At 54.1% G+C, this 16105-nt stretch carries 12 protein-coding genes and 1 pseudogene; 7 read left to right on the top strand and 6 right to left on the bottom strand.

Translation table 11 applies throughout. From position 1 onward, the window contains the following. Positions 1–13 precede the first annotated feature (13 nt). The 3 genes and pseudogenes from pstB (at position 14) to H7K52_RS16340 (ending at position 2884) form a co-directional block, all read left to right on the top strand. A complete protein-coding gene (gene pstB / locus H7K52_RS16350; protein ID WP_003849550.1) occupies positions 14–787 on the top strand; it encodes a phosphate ABC transporter ATP-binding protein PstB in 774 nt (257 codons plus the stop codon). A gap of 17 nt (positions 788–804) precedes the next feature. Next, the gene (gene phoU / locus H7K52_RS16345; protein ID WP_003849553.1) at positions 805–1539 is read left to right on the top strand and encodes a phosphate signaling complex protein PhoU; all 735 of its coding nucleotides are present in this window, start codon (positions 805–807) and stop codon (positions 1537–1539) included. Positions 1540–1643: 104 nt separating this feature from the next. Next, a pseudogene (locus tag H7K52_RS16340) lies at positions 1644–2884 on the top strand (MFS transporter). Positions 2885–4099: 1215 nt separating this feature from the next. Here the strand turns inward: H7K52_RS16340 and H7K52_RS16335 are convergent. The 3 genes from H7K52_RS16335 to xylA all read right to left on the bottom strand — a co-directional run bounded on the left by H7K52_RS16335 (position 4100) and on the right by xylA (position 7907). After that, positions 4100–4585: a hypothetical protein gene (locus H7K52_RS16335; RefSeq protein ID WP_078805079.1), complete on the bottom strand. Its 486-nt coding sequence runs from the start codon at positions 4583–4585 to the stop codon at positions 4100–4102. Positions 4586–5124: 539 nt separating this feature from the next. After that, positions 5125–6567: a xylulokinase gene (gene xylB / locus H7K52_RS16330; RefSeq protein ID WP_078805078.1), complete on the bottom strand. Its 1443-nt coding sequence runs from the start codon at positions 6565–6567 to the stop codon at positions 5125–5127. 17 nt (positions 6568–6584) lie between these two features. Further along, the gene (gene xylA / locus H7K52_RS16325; protein ID WP_003849568.1) at positions 6585–7907 is read right to left on the bottom strand and encodes a xylose isomerase; all 1323 of its coding nucleotides are present in this window, start codon (positions 7905–7907) and stop codon (positions 6585–6587) included. Positions 7908–8251: 344 nt separating this feature from the next. Here xylA and xylF point away from each other — a divergent pair, with 344 nt between their 5' ends. The 4 genes from xylF to xylR all read left to right on the top strand — a co-directional run bounded on the left by xylF (position 8252) and on the right by xylR (position 13242). Further along, complete coding sequence (gene xylF, locus H7K52_RS16320; protein ID WP_182630227.1) at positions 8252–9244, top strand: D-xylose ABC transporter substrate-binding protein; 993 nt, start codon at positions 8252–8254, stop codon at positions 9242–9244. A 28-nt stretch (positions 9245–9272) separates the two neighbouring features. Then, a complete protein-coding gene (locus H7K52_RS16315; RefSeq protein WP_003849573.1) occupies positions 9273–10793 on the top strand; it encodes a xylose ABC transporter ATP-binding protein in 1521 nt (506 codons plus the stop codon). Further along, positions 10786–11970 carry a xylose ABC transporter permease XylH gene (gene xylH / locus H7K52_RS16310; protein WP_003849574.1) on the top strand — a complete coding sequence of 395 codons (1185 nt, stop codon included), beginning with the start codon at positions 10786–10788 and terminating at the stop codon, positions 11968–11970. Before H7K52_RS16315 ends, xylH begins: the two co-directional genes overlap by 8 nt. A 93-nt stretch (positions 11971–12063) precedes the next feature. Then, entirely contained in the window at positions 12064–13242 is a 1179-nt protein-coding gene (gene xylR, locus H7K52_RS16305) for a D-xylose utilization transcriptional activator XylR (protein ID WP_003849577.1), read from the top strand. A 58-nt stretch (positions 13243–13300) separates the two neighbouring features. Here xylR and H7K52_RS16300 read toward each other — a convergent pair whose 3' ends face one another. From H7K52_RS16300 to dnaT, 3 genes are all read right to left on the bottom strand, one after another. Then, positions 13301–14434, bottom strand: a complete 1134-nt coding sequence (locus H7K52_RS16300) for an ROK family protein (RefSeq protein ID WP_003849580.1) — start codon at positions 14432–14434, stop codon at positions 13301–13303. 298 nt (positions 14435–14732) lie between these two features. Next, positions 14733–15473 carry a replicative helicase loader DnaC gene (gene dnaC / locus H7K52_RS16295; RefSeq protein WP_003849584.1) on the bottom strand — a complete coding sequence of 247 codons (741 nt, stop codon included), beginning with the start codon at positions 15471–15473 and terminating at the stop codon, positions 14733–14735. Then, a complete protein-coding gene (dnaT, locus tag H7K52_RS16290) occupies positions 15473–16009 on the bottom strand; it encodes a primosomal protein DnaT (protein ID WP_182630226.1) in 537 nt (178 codons plus the stop codon). The genes dnaC and dnaT overlap by 1 nt, the downstream gene beginning before the upstream one ends. Positions 16010–16105 lie beyond the last annotated feature (96 nt).

Genomic DNA, 16105 nt, shown 5'->3' with positions numbered 1-16105 from the left:
AGAGAGATGAATTATGAGTATCGCGACAGCATCAGCCGATAAAATTCAGGTCCGTAATCTGAACTTCTATTACGGCAAGTTTCATGCGCTGAAGAACATCAATCTGGATATCGCTAAGAATGAGGTGACCGCGTTTATCGGGCCCTCGGGCTGTGGTAAGTCTACCCTGCTGCGTACCTTCAATAAGATGTACTCACTCTATCCGGAGCAGCGGGCCGAAGGGGACATTCTGCTGGATGGCGAAAATATTCTGGCGACACAGCAGGATATCGCGCTGCTGCGCGCCCGCGTCGGCATGGTGTTTCAGAAGCCGACACCGTTCCCGATGTCGATCTATGACAACATCGCTTTCGGCGTGCGTCTGTTTGAAAAGCTGTCACGTGCCGATATGGATGAGCGCGTACAGTGGGCGCTGACCAAAGCGGCGCTGTGGAATGAAACCAAAGACAAGCTGCATCAGAGCGGTTACAGTCTTTCCGGCGGCCAACAGCAGCGTCTGTGTATTGCCCGCGGCATCGCGATTCGTCCGGAAGTCCTGCTACTGGATGAACCCTGCTCCGCGCTGGACCCCATCTCCACCGGCCGTATCGAGGAGCTGATCACCGAGCTGAAGCAGGATTACACTGTGGTGATCGTGACGCACAACATGCAGCAGGCAGCACGCTGCTCTGACCATACCGCTTTCATGTACCTGGGCGAACTGATTGAGTTCAGCGATACTGACACGCTGTTCACCAAGCCCGCGCAGAAGCAAACCGAAGACTACATTACTGGCCGCTACGGCTGATCTGACAGGAGAACGACATGGATAATCTGAATCTGAATAAGCACATCTCCGGTCAGTTCAATGCCGAACTGGAGCATATCCGTACCCAGGTGATGATCATGGGCGGCATGGTCGAGCAGCAGCTGACTGATGCTATTACCGCGATGCATAATCTGGATGGCGAACTGGCGCAGCGGGTGATCGACGGCGACCAGAAGGTCAACATGATGGAAGTGGAGATTGATGAAGCCTGCGTGCGCATCATCGCCAAACGTCAGCCAACCGCGATCGATTTGCGTCTGGTGATGGCGATCATCAAAACGATCTCCGAGCTGGAGCGCATTGGCGATGTGGCGGAGAAGATCAGCCGCACGGCGCTGGAGAAATTTGGTCAACAGCATCTTCCGCTGCTGGTGAGCCTTGAGTCGCTGGGACGCCACACCGTGCAGATGCTGCATGATGTGCTCGACGCCTTTGCACGTATGGATCTCAATGAAGCGATTACCATCTACCGTGAAGATAAGAAGGTGGATAAAGAGTATGAAGGCATTGTTCGTCAGCTGATGACCTACATGATGGAAGATCCGCGCACGATTCCCAGCGTGCTGACGGCACTGTTCTGCGCCCGCGCCATTGAGCGCATCGGTGATCGTTGCCAGAACATCTGCGAAATCATCTTCTATTTCGTCAAAGGTCAGGATTTTCGTCATGTGGGCGGGGATCGGCTCGATGAATTACTGTCGGGTGACGATGGCAGCAACAAACCTTCCTGATACACCTTATCCCTGTGCCATACAGGCGCAGGGATAAGCCTTTCTGATTGGTCACCTCCTGAACTCTCTTTATTATTGCGGCACTTTACTCTCTGAGGTGCGCAATGATATCTCCTTCTCCCCAATCTAAACCGGGCGTAACGCCGGGCAAAGCGATGCTGGCTGCGGTCAGCGGTTATGCCATGGATGGATTTGACCTGCTGATACTCGGGTTTATGCTGCCGGCTATCAGTGTTTCGCTGGCGCTCAATCCATCACAGGCAGGATCGCTGGTGACTGGACGCTGATCGGCGCGGTCATCGGTGGCATCGTCTTTGGTCATCTCAGCGACCGTTATGGGCGTATTCGTATGCTGACCGTCACGATTCTGGTCTTCTCTATCTTTACCGGCCTGTGCGCGGTGGCGCAGGGCTACTGGGATCTGCTCGCCTGGCGAACGCTGGCAGGTGTGGGGCTGGGCGGCGAGTTTGGGATCGGTATGGCGCTGATTGCCGAAGCCTGGCCTGCGGAGAAGCGTAATCGTGCCTCAGCCTGGGTCGGTATCGGCTGGCAGCTGGGCGTGCTGATGGCGGCCTTTATCACGCCACCGCTACTGAATATCATCGGCTGGCGTGGCATGTTCCTGGTCGGTTTGTTGCCTGCGCTGGTCTCGTTCGCCATTCGTCGCGGGATGGGAGAACCTGAGGCGTATCAGCGACAGGTTAAACATGTGCCATCACTCTCGTTTCCGGCACGCCTGAAGCTGCTGGTCCGCGATCGCGCTACCGCTAAAGCCAGTCTCGGCATTTTTATCCTCTGCTCCGTCCAGAATTTTGGCTACTACGGGCTGATGATCTGGATGCCGAGCTACCTCTCCTCCAGCTTTGGTTTCAGCCTGACAAAATCGGGCCTCTGGACCGCCGTGACCGTCGTCGGCATGACCTTTGGCATCTGGCTGTTTGGCGTGCTGGCCGATCGCTTTGCACGCTGGAAAATTTTCCTGCTCTATCAGTTTGGCGCTGTCGTGATGGTGGTGGTCTATGCGCAGCTGCGTGACCCGAACATCATGCTCTTTACCGGTGCCATCATGGGAATGTTTGTTAACGGTATGATTGGCGGCTATGGGGCGCTGATTTCCGATACCTTCCCGCCACAGGTGCGTGCCACCGCGCAGAACGTCCTGTTCAACCTTGGGCGTGGCGTAGGCGGTTTTGGTCCGGTCGTGATTGGCCTGCTGGCGAGCCAGTTCTCGTTCACAGCGGCGATTACCCTGCTGGCGCTGATTTATCTGCTGGATATTGTGGCAACGCTGTTCCTGCTGCCGAAGAAACAGAGTCAGGAAGATACGCTGGGGGCCATTGGCTGATGCTCACCTGAAGCAGGAGCTGTGACTGTCATCTCAGCTATTCGGGTTCAGCAACAGGATTCACAATCGTCATCTCAGTAGATGATCAGCAAGATGAGAAAAAAATCCGCACTCTATTTCAGGATAGAGTGCGGTTGATAACATATATCAAGCGGATACAGAGGGATTTATTCAGAGAGTTTACACACTCAATTAATCTCACTGGCAATAAAATTGTCAGATTCCGATGAGATCAATTTTTGATCAGATTAATTTCTTTCTGGGTCTTGTCGCTTTTTTTAACACCAAATTTGCTTCTGACTTAACTGATTTTATATCAGGCTTACTGACACAGAATGGACATGCCATCACACCCGTATAGCTTATCCTGGCTACGCTAAGTGCCTGATTGAGGGTATAGCAGCTTCCTATAAACGCCCGCCTTGTCTCTGAAGGCAGCTGCGGACAATCCATCCGATGCAGCAGCAATCCTCCGGTTGAATGATCGCTGACGTAGAATTTCATGGCCTTATACATGCCATATCCTTTTGCTGTGTGTAACAAACGAAAATTTAAAAATGCGCTTTTTAAGGTTAGCCATAACCTGTAAAAGCAGCGTCTGAATCCATGTGAAATTAATATGATTGCGGTTTTCACATTAGCTCGTCTGCGTTAAATAAATTTAGCATTTAATTTTAAAGTTAAAAAATATTTTTATTTGGGCTAAATAAATACCTTGTACAGATAAATCTTTTTTTGCTTCAGAATCTAAGAAGGATAGTTTTGCTAAGTTACTGATTTGTTGTTTCGCAAACATTAGTCCGTTTCATAAATCATTACGATGAGTAAGAATAAAGACATATAAAAAAAGCCATAAGAACATGAGTTAAAAGAGTTCTTATTTTATACGCACTGAGGTTTGATTCAATAATTGTGATTTTAAATCGACAATATGATCAAAATATTTGATCAATATAACTTTGGCTGAGCCTGTAAATATTACATTAAGAGTATAATTGATAAGAGTTATTATTGCCTGTGGCAGTAAATCATTAAACAATTTTATCCAGGTCTTTTTTTATCCTCAAATGAGCGTGGGTAATATCGTCTTGCAGGGTGTGGATGTAATGCGCCGTTACCGCACAGCGTAATACCAAAAAAAAGCCGCAGGCGGAGTAATCCGCTTGCGGCATAAGTCAGCGACTTACTTCAGGTACTTTATTCTGTTGTCAGGGGCTACTCACTTTGCCAGTGAAAGGGGGAATGTTGCACCGCAACAACCTGCAGGTCATTCTTTATCTTCACCACCCGTTGAGGACCCAATATCTGCTGGGGCTCAGGGTTTTTATTCAGCATCACCGTAGCATGTGTGATGCCAGATCTTTCAGCTAGCTGGCACGTATGGCCTGCTATCGCAGGCCTCTTCTTTGCTTTGGTCGCAGGCCTTCGAACCAGGGTGGTAGCTGGCTTCGTAAAAGATTTGATACTTCCTTCTTCTATTGCGTCAGCCTGACCATTATTGGGTTGTTTCAGGCATACCAGACATCGGCCAACTTCGTGGTGATGCTGTAAAGCTACGGTCATTGCCTGCAGCGCTGTATAAAGGGTGCCAATAAATGTCCGATCGTCGAGAGACTTCGGAATTAAATTACACCCTTCCCGATGTAACAACGTTCCGCTCTCATAATGATTGCTGATGTAGTATTTCATTGCTTTTAACATGCTAATTCCTTAAGCATTACTGGACCTGAATATATCAGGTGAAAGATAATGATATTGATTCTTATTATTATAATTTCTATTGTCGGGCAGATAATGATTGCATAACTCGCCTGGAACTAAATGCGCGCGCCCAAAAAATCTTTTTAATTTGCGTGAAGGTATTTAACCGGTTTAACCCGCGCAATCTGAATCAACGCTGAATTTCACGTTACGTAAAACAGAAGCATTTTAGTGTAGCAGCGAAATAAGCTGGCAGTTAGCTGAGATACACTTTTCTGGTGTTGACTGATTAAGCGTCAGTGCAAAGAATAGTGGGGCCAGGTGGTAAACAGTATCCGCCTGCTTCGCACACCGGCAGACAACATCGCCAGCCTGGCTTATCGGCATACGCCAGCATTAAACCTTATTATCGACGGGGGCCATTAATTGATACTGCGCCAGGAGACGCGTTAATACGGCAGCGGCTGAACAGTAAGAGGCAGTAGCAATAAGGAAGGATGCCAGGCCAAACGGTTGCTAAACCGGGCATCCTGGACGGATTACTTCATGAGCGGCAGAAGTTGCTGATACAGAATTGAAAAGGTCTCCCGACGTGACTGGTAATGTACCCTTTTGTCCGGATCCGGTTGATGCCGCTGCACCAGAGTCGGCGTCGGGACGGTGACTTCCGGATTCAGCGCCTGCTGCGCCAGCCTTGCGGCGCCCAGAGCCGGACCCACTTCACCTCCGTGGCAATAGTCCAGCGTCTGGCCACTGATATCCGCCAGCATCTGACGCCACAGGGTGCTGCGTGCGCCGCCGCCGATCAACATAATACTCTTTGGCTGCACGCCACACTCATGCAGCACATCCATGCCCTGCGCCAGAGCAAATCCCACCCCTTCCAGCACCGATCGTGCCAGCTCAGGCCGGCCATGCTGGTGGGTAAAGCCAAAGAAGGCGCCCAGTGCATTCGGGTTGTTATGCGGCGTACGCTCACCGGAAAGATAGGGCAAAAACCATAACCCGGGTACGTCATCGCGTGCGCGCTCCGCTTCAGCCAGCAGCTCAGGAACATCTTTGCATCCGGTCAGCGTTGCTGCCCAGTCCAGACAGGAGGCTGCGCTGAGCATCACCGACATCAGATGCCAGCGCTGCGGTAACGCATGGCAGAAGCTGTGTACCGCGCGCGCCGGATTGCTGAGATAGCCGTCGCTTACCACAAAGTAGACGCCCGATGTCCCCAGCGACAGCATTCCCTGACCGGGTTCGGTCATGCCGACACCTATCGCACCTGCAGCATTGTCGCCACCGCCCGCAGCCAGCGGCACCGCGTTCATCTTCCACCGTGTCGCCAGTTCAGTATGCAGTGTGCCCGTCAGGGCATTGCCTTCATAGAGCGTCGGCATCTGCTCCCGGCGGAGATCGCAGGCGTGCAGCATCACATCGCTCCAGTCACGTTGCGCCACATCCAGCCACATTGTCCCTGCGGCATCGGACATATCAGTGGCGAAGTCGCCACTCAATCGCCAGCGCAAATAGTCTTTGGGCAACAGCACGTGAGCAATCTGACTGAAGATGGCCGGTTCATGCTGCTGCACCCACAGCAGCTTGGGAGCTGTGAAGCCGGGCATCATCAGGTTGCCGGTGATAGCCCGTGAATCCGGCACCTTCCGTTCCAGCTCACGACACTGCGCCTCGCTGCGTCCGTCATTCCAGAGCATGGCCGGACGTAATACCTGGTTAGCGCTGTCGAGCAGCGTGGCACCATGCATCTGTCCGCTCAGCCCGATGGCCTGCACTGCACGCAGGTCCTGCTTCGCGCTCAGCGCCTGCATAGCCAGCTCCAGCGCCTGCCACCAGCTTTCGGGATCCTGTTCACTCCACAAGGGCTGTGGACGCGAAACCTGCAGGGGCGACGTTTCTGTCGCCACCACGTTGCCCTGTGCATCCATCAGCACCACTTTGACGCCAGAGGTGCCTAAATCGATCCCGATAAACATGCTCTGCTCCTGAAGGGTTAGAAATCAAACAGGTAGTGATTCACCAGATTTTCCAGCTGCTCCTGACGTCCGCTCTGATGCTGCGGATTGAGTTGCTGCTGCTGAGCATGCGCCGCCAGTGCCTCCAGTGAAAACTCACCTTTCAAAATTTGCTGACCGAACTCACCATTCCAGCCGCTGTAGCGCTGTGCCACACGCTTATCAAGTTCACCATCGCTGATCATGCGAGCCGCCACTTTCAGCGCCAGCGCCATGGTATCCATCGCGCCAATATGACCGTAGAAGAGATCATATTTATCGGTGCTCTGACGACGCACTTTGGCATCAAAGTTTAAGCCGCCAGTGGTAAAGCCGCCCGCTTTAAGGATCTCATACATCACCAGTGCATTCTCTTCCACGCTGACCGGGAACTGATCGGTATCCCAGCCGCACTGCGGATCGCCGCGGTTGGCATCGACTGAACCAAAAATACCCAGCGCAATAGCGGTAGCGATTTCATGATGGAAAGAGTGGCCCGCCAGCGTGGCATGGTTGGCCTCAACGTTAACCTTGATCTCTTTCTCCAGGCCGAACTGTTTCAGGAAGCCATACACCGTCGCGACATCATAATCATACTGATGCTTAGTCGGCTCCTGCGGTTTTGGTTCAATCAGCAGCGTGCCCTGGAAGCCAATTTTATGTTTGTGTTCGACCACCATCTGCATAAAGCGGCCAATCTGCTCGCGCTCCTGGCGCAGATCGGTATTCAGCAGCGTTTCGTAGCCTTCCCGTCCGCCCCACAACACATAGTTTTCGCCGCCCAGGGTTTTGGTCGCCTGCATAGCACTGCAGACCTGCGTCGCGGCCCAGGCAAAGACTTCCGGATCGGGATTAGTGGCAGCGCCAGCCCCGTATCGCGGATGGGTAAAGCAGTTGGCCGTGCCCCACAACAGTTTCACGCCAGTCTCTTGCTGTTTCTCCAGCAGTTTATCGGTCATAGCGGCAAAGTTTTCTTTGTAGCTGTGCAGCGAATCACCTTCAGGTGAGACATCAACGTCATGGAAGCAGTACCACGGCACATTCAGTTTATGGAAAAACTCAAAGGCCACATCCGCCTTTAGTTTTGCCTGCTGCAGCGCATCCCCGCTTTTCTGCCATGGGCGATCAAAAGCCCCCACGCCAAACATATCTGCACCATTCCAGCAGAAGGTGTGCCAGTAACAGGCAGCAAAGCGCAGATGCTCCGCCATGGTCTTGCCGAGGATGACCTCATCGGGATTGTAGTGGCGGAAAGCAAGAGGATGCGTCGACTGGGTGCCTTCATAACGAACCCGATCGATCTGATCGAAATAAGCGTGCATGGTGTGCTCCTTAGCATCAGTACCCGAATGGTCTGCGTTGAAGCAATATTCAATAGGGGCTGTGGCTTCAGCTCAATTACGATATTTCATAACGGGCATCAGATAATTATTATTTGTGCGCTGTCTCGCAAAATAATGTTATTAACGGGATGATTTAACCTATTCGCTCTCTTGTCTTAAAAAGATGAAACCTCGATCGCGCTCATAAAAAATGAAATAAACCAAAAAACGTAATAGCCGGATAAAAATCAGTAATTGCTGTAACCGGAGAAGAAGGGCAACAATTCATCCGCCTGGTTTATAGGCCTGAAACGACAATAGCCTCAACCTACAGGATGATCACAATGAAGATGAAACATGCACTGCTCGCCGCCTGCGCGGCGCTGGCGCTGTTCAGCCAGACCAGCGTGGCAAAAGAAGTGAAGATCGGCATGGCGATTGACGATTTGCGCCTTGAGCGCTGGCAGAAAGACCGCGATATTTTCGTTAAACAGGCGGAAACGCTGGGTGCTAAGGTGTTTGTTCAGTCAGCCAACGGCAACGAAGAGACACAGATGTCGCAGATTGAAAATATGATCAATCGCGGTGTCGATGTGCTGGTGATTATTCCCTACAACGGTCAGGTATTGAGTAACGTTGTCGCTGAAGCGAAACGGGAAGGCATTAAAGTGCTGGCCTATGACCGAATGATAAATAATGCCGATATCGATTTTTATATCTCTTTCGATAATGAAAAAGTGGGCGAGTTGCAGGCCGAAAGCATTGTGAAACAGGTGCCTAAGGGCAACTATTTTTTAATGGGCGGTTCGCCAGTGGATAATAACGCCCGCCTGTTCCGTGCCGGACAGATGAAAGTGTTAAAACCTTATATTGATAACGGCAGCATTAAAATTGTCGGCGATCAGTGGGTCGATGCCTGGCTGCCGGAAAACGCCCTGAAAATTATGGAAAATGCCCTGACCGCCAACAGTAACCACATTGATGCGGTCGTTGCCTCAAATGATGCCACCGCAGGCGGTGCCATTCAGGCCCTTAGCGCGCAGGGGCTGGCCGGAAAAGTGGCGATCTCCGGACAGGATGCCGATCTGGCCGCGATTAAACGTATCAAAGCGGGTACGCAGACCATGACGGTTTACAAACCGATCACGGAGCTGGCCACCGAAGCGGCGAAAATAGCCGTCGAACTGGGTGAGGGCAAAACACCCGCCAGCAACAGCACGCTGAACAATGGCCTGAAAGATGTGCCGTCACGGCTGCTGAAGCCGATTCCGGTTAACAAAGACAATATCGAAAGCACCGTGGTGAAAGACGGTTTCCACAAACAGAGCGAACTCTGACCGCGCATAGCGTGAGGGAGAACAGTCGATGCTGCTGGAAATGAAAAACATCACCAAACGTTTCGGTGCTGTTAAGGCGCTGAATGATGTCAGCCTGCAACTTGAGGCGGGTGAAGTGATGTCGTTGTGCGGTGAGAATGGATCGGGCAAATCGACGCTGATGAAAATCCTGTGCGGACTCTATCCGCACGGCGATTTTGAGGGACAGATTCACTTCTCTGGCGACGACATTCAGGCACAGACCATTCGCGATACCGAACGTAAAGGCATTGTGATTATCCATCAGGAGCTGGCGCTGGTGCGGCAACTGACGGTGATGGAGAACATCTTCCTCGGCGCCGAACTGAGTCGTTTCGGCATGGTGGATGATGAAACCATGACCCTGCGCTGCCAGCAACTGCTGGCGCGGGTCGGGCTGAACGTCTCGCCTGCAACCCGCGTGGGCGAGTTAGGCCTGGGTCAGCAGCAGCTGGTGGAGATTGCCCGCGCCCTTAACAAACAGGTCCGGCTGCTGATTCTGGATGAGCCGACCTCTTCTCTGACGGAGCAGGAGACGGATGTGCTGCTGAGCATCATTCGTAATCTGCGTGAACACGGTATCGCCTGCATCTACATCTCGCACAAGCTGAACGAGGTCAAGGCGATCTCCGACACCATCTGCGTAATCCGTGACGGCCAGCATATTGCCACCCGTCCTGCGGCAGGCCTGAGCGAAGATGACATCATCACCATGATGGTCGGACGCGAGCTGACCGCGCTCTATCCCCATGCGCCGCATCAGATTGGCGATGTGATACTCAAAGTGGACAATCTCACCGCCTGGCATCCGGTTAACCGCCACATCCGCCGCGTCAACAACGTCTCGTTCACACTCAGACGCGGTGAAATCCTTGGCATTGCCGGGCTGGTCGGCGCAGGCAGGACTGAAACGGTGCAGTGCCTGTTTGGTGTCTGGCCCGGGCGCTGGCAGGGTGATATCTGGATCAACGACAAACAGGTCAACATCACTGATTGCCGTGCCGCGATTGCGCACGGCATTGCGATGGTGCCGGAAGATCGCAAAAAGGATGGCATCGTGCCGCTGATGGCGGTGGGCAAAAATATTACCCTGGCGGCACTGGATCAGTTCAGTCACCGACTCTCGACGCTGGATGAAGCGCAGGAGCAGCAAGCGATCAACGACGCGATCAGTCGGCTGCGCGTAAAAACCTCCTCATCGGAACTGCCGATTGGCCGTTTAAGCGGCGGCAACCAGCAGAAAGCGATTCTGGCGAAGTGCCTGCTGCTCAATCCAAAAATCCTGATCCTGGATGAACCGACACGCGGCATTGATGTGGGTGCCCGTCAGGAGATCTACCTGCTGATCAATGCGCTGGTTCAGCAGGGTATCGCGGTGATTGTGATTTCCTCTGAGCTGCCGGAAGTACTGGGCCTGAGCGATCGGGTTCTGGTGATGCATGAAGGGCAGATCAAAGCCGATTTGATTAACGATAATCTGACTCAGGAGCAGGTGATGGAAGCTGCCCTGCGGAGTGAACATTATGCTTAAAAGTGAAAGTACCCAAAGCCGCCTCTCAGGTACGCCGGGCAAACCGTCACCGGGCAGGTTCACGCTGCCCAACCTGCAGGTTCTGGTGATGCTGGGCGCGATTGTGCTGATTGCGCTGTTCTTTACCTGGACTACCGACGGCTCGTGGCTCAGTGCGCGTAACGTCTCCAACCTGCTGCGACAGACCGCTATCACCGGCATTCTGGCGGTCGGCATGGTGTTCGTGATTATCTCGGCGGAGATCGACCTGTCAGTGGGTTCTATGATGGGTCTGCTGGGCGGCGCGGCGGCAATCTTTGACGTCTGGCTCGGCTGGCCGCTGCCGCTGACCATCGTGGTCACACTGGTGATGGGACTGCTGCTCGGCACCTGGAATGGCTGGTGGGTGGCGTATCGCAAAGTGCCGTCGTTTATTGTGACACTGGCGGGGATGCTGGCGTTCCGCGGTATTCTGGTCGGCATTACCGATGGCACCACCGTTGCGCCGATTACACCGGGCATGTCGCAGATTGGACAGAGTTATCTGCCGGGCGGTGTCGGTTTCGGCTTTGGTGTTGCAGGTCTGGCGCTGTTTACACTCTGGCAATGGCGGCTGCGGCTGCGTCGTCAGCAACTCGGCCTGCCACAGGGCGCAGCAAGCGGCACCGTGGGGCGTCAGGCGATCACGGCTATCTTAGTGCTGGGTGCCATCTGGTTACTCAATGATTATCGTGGCGTACCTACGCCGGTGTTGTTGCTGGCTGTGCTGCTGCTGGCGGGCATGTTTATGGCAACCCGCACCGCATTCGGCCGTCGTATCTACGCTATCGGCGGCAACATAGATGCAGCCCGCCTCTCTGGCATTAACGTGGCGCGCACCAAGCTGGCGGTGTTTGCCATCAACGGTGTGATGGTGGCGATTGCCGGGCTGATCCTCAGCTCTCGGCTGGGTGCAGGCTCACCATCGGCGGGTAATATTGCGGAACTCGACGCGATTGCCGCCTGCGTCATTGGCGGCACCAGCCTGGCGGGCGGCGTGGGGTCGGTTGCGGGCGCGGTCATGGGGGCCTTTATCATGGCCTCGCTGGATAACGGCATGAGCATGATGGATGTGCCGACTTTCTGGCAGTACATCGTCAAAGGCGCGATTCTGCTGCTGGCGGTGTGGATGGATACCGCAACGCGGCGTCGGGTGTAATCGCGCGGGCGATCACATTGTGGCGCAAACAATTTTTTTGCCCCTTTCAGCCGTGTTATGCAATGCGCTAAGGATTTAAGGGAACGCGCCATCATGCATGATAAACGTTATCGCATTACGCTGTTGTTTAACGCCAATAAAGTGTATGACCGTCAGGTGGTTGAGGGCGTCGGTGAGTATTTACAGGCGTCGCAGACAGACTGGGATATCTTCATCGAAGAAGATTTTCGCTGCCGCATCGACAACATCCGTGAGTGGCTGGGTGATGGGGTGATCGCCGATTACGACGATCGCTCTATCGAAGCTCTGCTGTCGAATGTCTCTGTCCCCATTGTCGGCGTGGGTGGCTCTTATCATCGCCAGGAAGATTATCCTCCGGTGCATTACATCGCCACTGACAACGCCGCGCTGGTGGAGAAAGCTTTTCTGCATCTGAAAGAGAAGGGCATCAACCGCTTTGCCTTTTATGGTTTACCGGCCTCCAGTGGCAAGCGCTGGGCGCAGGAGCGGGAACAGGCATTTCGTCAGCTGGTAGGGCGTGAGCGTTACCAGGGCGTGGTCTATCAGGGCATGGAGACCGCGCCGGAAAACTGGCAGCACGCGCAGAACCGGCTCGCCGACTGGCTGCAGACACTGCCGCCGCAAACCGGCATTATCGCCGTGACTGACTCCCGGGCGCGACATCTGCTGCAAGCCTGTGAACACCTGAAAATACCTGTACCGGAAAAGTTAACGGTGATCGGGATTGATAATGAGGAGCTGACCCGCTATCTGTCACGCGTCGCGCTCTCGTCCGTGGCGCAGGGTTCACGGCAGATGGGTTATCAGGCGGCCAAACTGCTGCACCGGTTGCTGGATAATCAGCCTCTGCCCCTTCAGCGCATTCTGGTGCCGCCGGTGAAAGTCATCGCAAGGCGCTCAACCGACTTCCGCTCACTGCGCGATCCGGCGGTGATTCAGGCAATGCACTACATCCGCTTTAACGCCTGTAAGGGCATTAAGGTGGAACAGGTGCTGGATGCGGTCGGGCTGTCGCGATCTAATCTGGAAAAACGCTTTCGTGATGAGACCGGCGACACCATTCATGCCATGATTCATCGCGAAAAACTGGAAAAAGCGCGCGAACTGCTGGCTTCTTCATCGCTCAATATCAATGAGATCTCGCAAATGTGCGGTTACCCTTCGCTGCAATACTTCTATTCAGTGTTCCGCAAAAGCTACGACACCACTCCAAAAGAGTATCGCCAGCATTTTGGTGAGAATGTGTTGTAGCAGGAAAGGGTGAGTCTGGCGGGGATGGATATCGGGTAAAAAAGCACGGACCGGGGCACTAAAACACCCGCTGCTCCCTCTCCTCCAGCACCGCCAGTGCCAGCCCGTTAGCCGGGTCAATCCGGTTCTCCGGGAACTGCAGCTGAGTATGCGCGGCGGTAAAAGCCAGCGCGTTACCGTGTGCGGTATCGCGTACCGCCTTACAGAAGCGTTCACTGGCGTTCCACGGACAATCAATGATGATTGTGGCGGGATTGAGCAGCAGCATAATCTGACTCAGTGCCGCACCCAGATAGCCACCTGCCAGCGCCATCACCTCATCCACCACGCGTGGCGCGCTGTCGCGGTTCTGCCAGCTCAGCCCGGGCTGACGCTGTGCCAGCTGTTGTTTAATCGCAGGCTGACTGACCAGCGCTTCAAGGCAACCCCGACGACCACAACTGCAACGCGGCCCTTCGGGCTGGACAACCAGATGGCCGGCCTCGCCCGCCGTCCAGCTGTGGCCGGTAAAGACTTCGCCATGCTGTACCAGTGCGCCGCCAATCCCCTCTGAAATACGCAGATAAAAATGGCTGCTCTCCACCGATAATCCACGCTGATCAACAGCCAGCAGCGCGGCGGCTTTAACATTGTTCATAATGCGAATCGGCAGACGAACGTGCTTGCGTAGCGCGCTCAGCAGGTCAACATCCTGCCATTCAAGCGGCAATGAAATGTGCATCCAGCCGCGTCGCGGATCAACGATGCCGGGAAAGCCCAGGCCAATGCCGAGCAAATCGGGATAGTGCTCAGTCAGTTCACGGCACAGCATGGCCAGCTCAGCCAGCAGGCGGGTCGGATTACTGGTATCAGTACGTAGTGTCGCTTCAGCCAGTACCTGGGAAAAATAGTCGCAGACCCGCCAGTGGACCACGTTGCGTTCCACCATAATGCCTGCGCTCTTAAGTTTTTCTGGCCTGAGGGTAATCCCGATTTTAGGCCGTCCGGCGGCCGCCACGCTGACCGGGCCCAGCTCTTCGATCAGGCCTTGTTCAAGCAGGTCATCAATGATTAATGAGACGGTATTTTTGCTGAGTGTCAGCACCTCCGCCAGATCCTGACGCGACGTCACGCGCAGCTTACGCAGCTGACTCATCACCCGTTTCTGGTTATTCAGTCTCAGTAGTGCAGGGCCTTTGCCATTCGTTTTCATCACGGGTTCACTCAACAGAGGAGTAACAATTGAGTGTATCAGCCCATGCGGATTCTTCATCCCACACTTTGCGTGCTGTTTCACACAACCCAATCGACGGTGGCGGAGATCGTGATGATGATCGGATTGCCGGATTAACACGGGTTTTCTGTGGTACCGGCGGAGCGGGCGAGACTGCGGGTGCAGCACCGTTGTCTGCGCCGGGTAGGGGAGAAAGACAAAGCAAGGGTGGTGAATGGCAAGGATGCGGAACATCAGGCCCGATTAACGCAGTGACCCGGCACAGCCGGGTCACTGATTAATATTCGTCGCCGCGCACCCGACTGCGATAGCTTTCCCAGTCGAAACGCACCCACAGGCTGTTACCGAGCCGCATACGATCCATGACGCGTTCACCCAGCAGTGCATTCATACCTGCATGGTCGAGGTTAGATAACATGCCGGTCGGTCGTTTCGACGAAGAACGGCGATCAACTATCTGGTTGATGATCACTTTTTCGTAGCGCGATTCGCTCTGCATACCAATTTCATCAATCACCAGCAGATCAACGCTGCTGAGATCCTGAATCAGCCGTTCTTCGGTAATGCCGCTACTGCCGCTGAAGGTGCCCTTCATACTCGACATCAGATCGGCCACCGTCACGATCAGCACGCTTTTACCGCGCAGAATCAGGTCATTGCCAATCGCGGCAGCCAGATGGTTCTTACCGGTGCCGGGACGTCCTGAAAAGACAAAGCTGGCGATGCTGCCATCAAATTCGGCAGCGTACTGACGTGCCAGCTCCAGCGCTTTGCGCTGTCCCTCGTTCTCTACCCGGTAATTATCAAATGAGCAGTTCATGTGCAGCTCACGAATACCGGATCGGCCCATCACGCGCTGCATTTTCATTGCGCGGTTTTCACGCACAATCGCCTCTGAACGCAGGCGACCCTGCTCCTGATTCCACGCCAGCAGCTCTTCACCATTAGCAAATTTCGGCCGGGTGCCCTCAGGCATCATTCTTTTCAGACGGTTAAAGAGATCGTTGGGCGTTTTCATCATTCACCTCGGAAACCATCGGGAATGGTACGGTCAGGATCAGGCAACTGCGTAATATCACGCTTCGGTTGCCCGCCATTTGCGGCGCGGTTCATCTGAACGCTGCGCGCCAGCTTTTGTTGCCACTGCACATGATGGAACATCCGGCCTTCGGCCTGCCAGTAGGCCACAAAGGCCGCCAGCTCGCTGGGCGTTACCGGTTCACTTAGCGCCACGCCCCAGATGGCGGCCTGACGGGTAAAGTCGGCATCCGGCTGCCAGCCCTGATACATGGCGAACTTGCCTGCCGGCGTATGAATCGCGGCGGGCGCGTCGTCATACAGGCTGTCATCCAGCGCCACATCATTTGGCTGCCGGGCGGCGGTTTCCAGCGCCAGCAGCTCAGCCAGACGCGTCGGTGTGATGGCGTACATCACCGGCGCATAGTTATCTAACACCGCCAGCGTGCCCTTTTCCGCCTGCTGCAGGGCATTCAGCGGATCCTGTCGGAAGGCATCCAGGCCAATAAGCGTTGAAGTTAAGATTTTAGCTGACATGAAAAGACCTGAGGTTAACGAACACCTTGCGTCGGGAACCCATCACCGACGCAGAAGTGTTTATTGTACCTGTTTTAAGGGTGCGGATCGCTTAAA

Origin of the sequence: Pantoea hericii, from assembly GCF_014155795.1 — a bacterium.
Lineage (GTDB): Bacteria > Pseudomonadota > Gammaproteobacteria > Enterobacterales > Enterobacteriaceae > Pantoea > Pantoea eucalypti.
Note: the sequence above shows the minus strand (reverse complement) of the source record. Positions and strands in the feature narration are given on the sequence as shown.

Bases quoted from the DNA above. Each gene is read 5' to 3' on its own strand.
- xylH (WP_003849574.1), top strand. From the start codon at position 10,786: ATGCTTAAAAGTGAAAGTACCCAAAGCCGCCTCTCAGGTACGCCGGGC.
- H7K52_RS16300 (WP_003849580.1), bottom strand. From the start codon at position 14,434: ATGAAAACGAATGGCAAAGGCCCTGCACTACTGAGACTGAATAACCAG.
- xylA (WP_003849568.1), bottom strand. From the start codon at position 7,907: ATGCACGCTTATTTCGATCAGATCGATCGGGTTCGTTATGAAGGCACC.
- xylF (WP_182630227.1), top strand. From the start codon at position 8,252: ATGAAGATGAAACATGCACTGCTCGCCGCCTGCGCGGCGCTGGCGCTG.
- pstB (WP_003849550.1), top strand. From the start codon at position 14: ATGAGTATCGCGACAGCATCAGCCGATAAAATTCAGGTCCGTAATCTG.
- xylR (WP_003849577.1), top strand. From the start codon at position 12,064: ATGCATGATAAACGTTATCGCATTACGCTGTTGTTTAACGCCAATAAA.
- H7K52_RS16335 (WP_078805079.1), bottom strand. From the start codon at position 4,585: ATGTTAAAAGCAATGAAATACTACATCAGCAATCATTATGAGAGCGGA.
- phoU (WP_003849553.1), top strand. From the start codon at position 805: ATGGATAATCTGAATCTGAATAAGCACATCTCCGGTCAGTTCAATGCC.
- dnaT (WP_182630226.1), bottom strand. From the start codon at position 16,009: ATGTCAGCTAAAATCTTAACTTCAACGCTTATTGGCCTGGATGCCTTC.
- dnaC (WP_003849584.1), bottom strand. From the start codon at position 15,473: ATGAAAACGCCCAACGATCTCTTTAACCGTCTGAAAAGAATGATGCCT.
- H7K52_RS16315 (WP_003849573.1), top strand. From the start codon at position 9,273: ATGCTGCTGGAAATGAAAAACATCACCAAACGTTTCGGTGCTGTTAAG.
- xylB (WP_078805078.1), bottom strand. From the start codon at position 6,567: ATGTTTATCGGGATCGATTTAGGCACCTCTGGCGTCAAAGTGGTGCTG.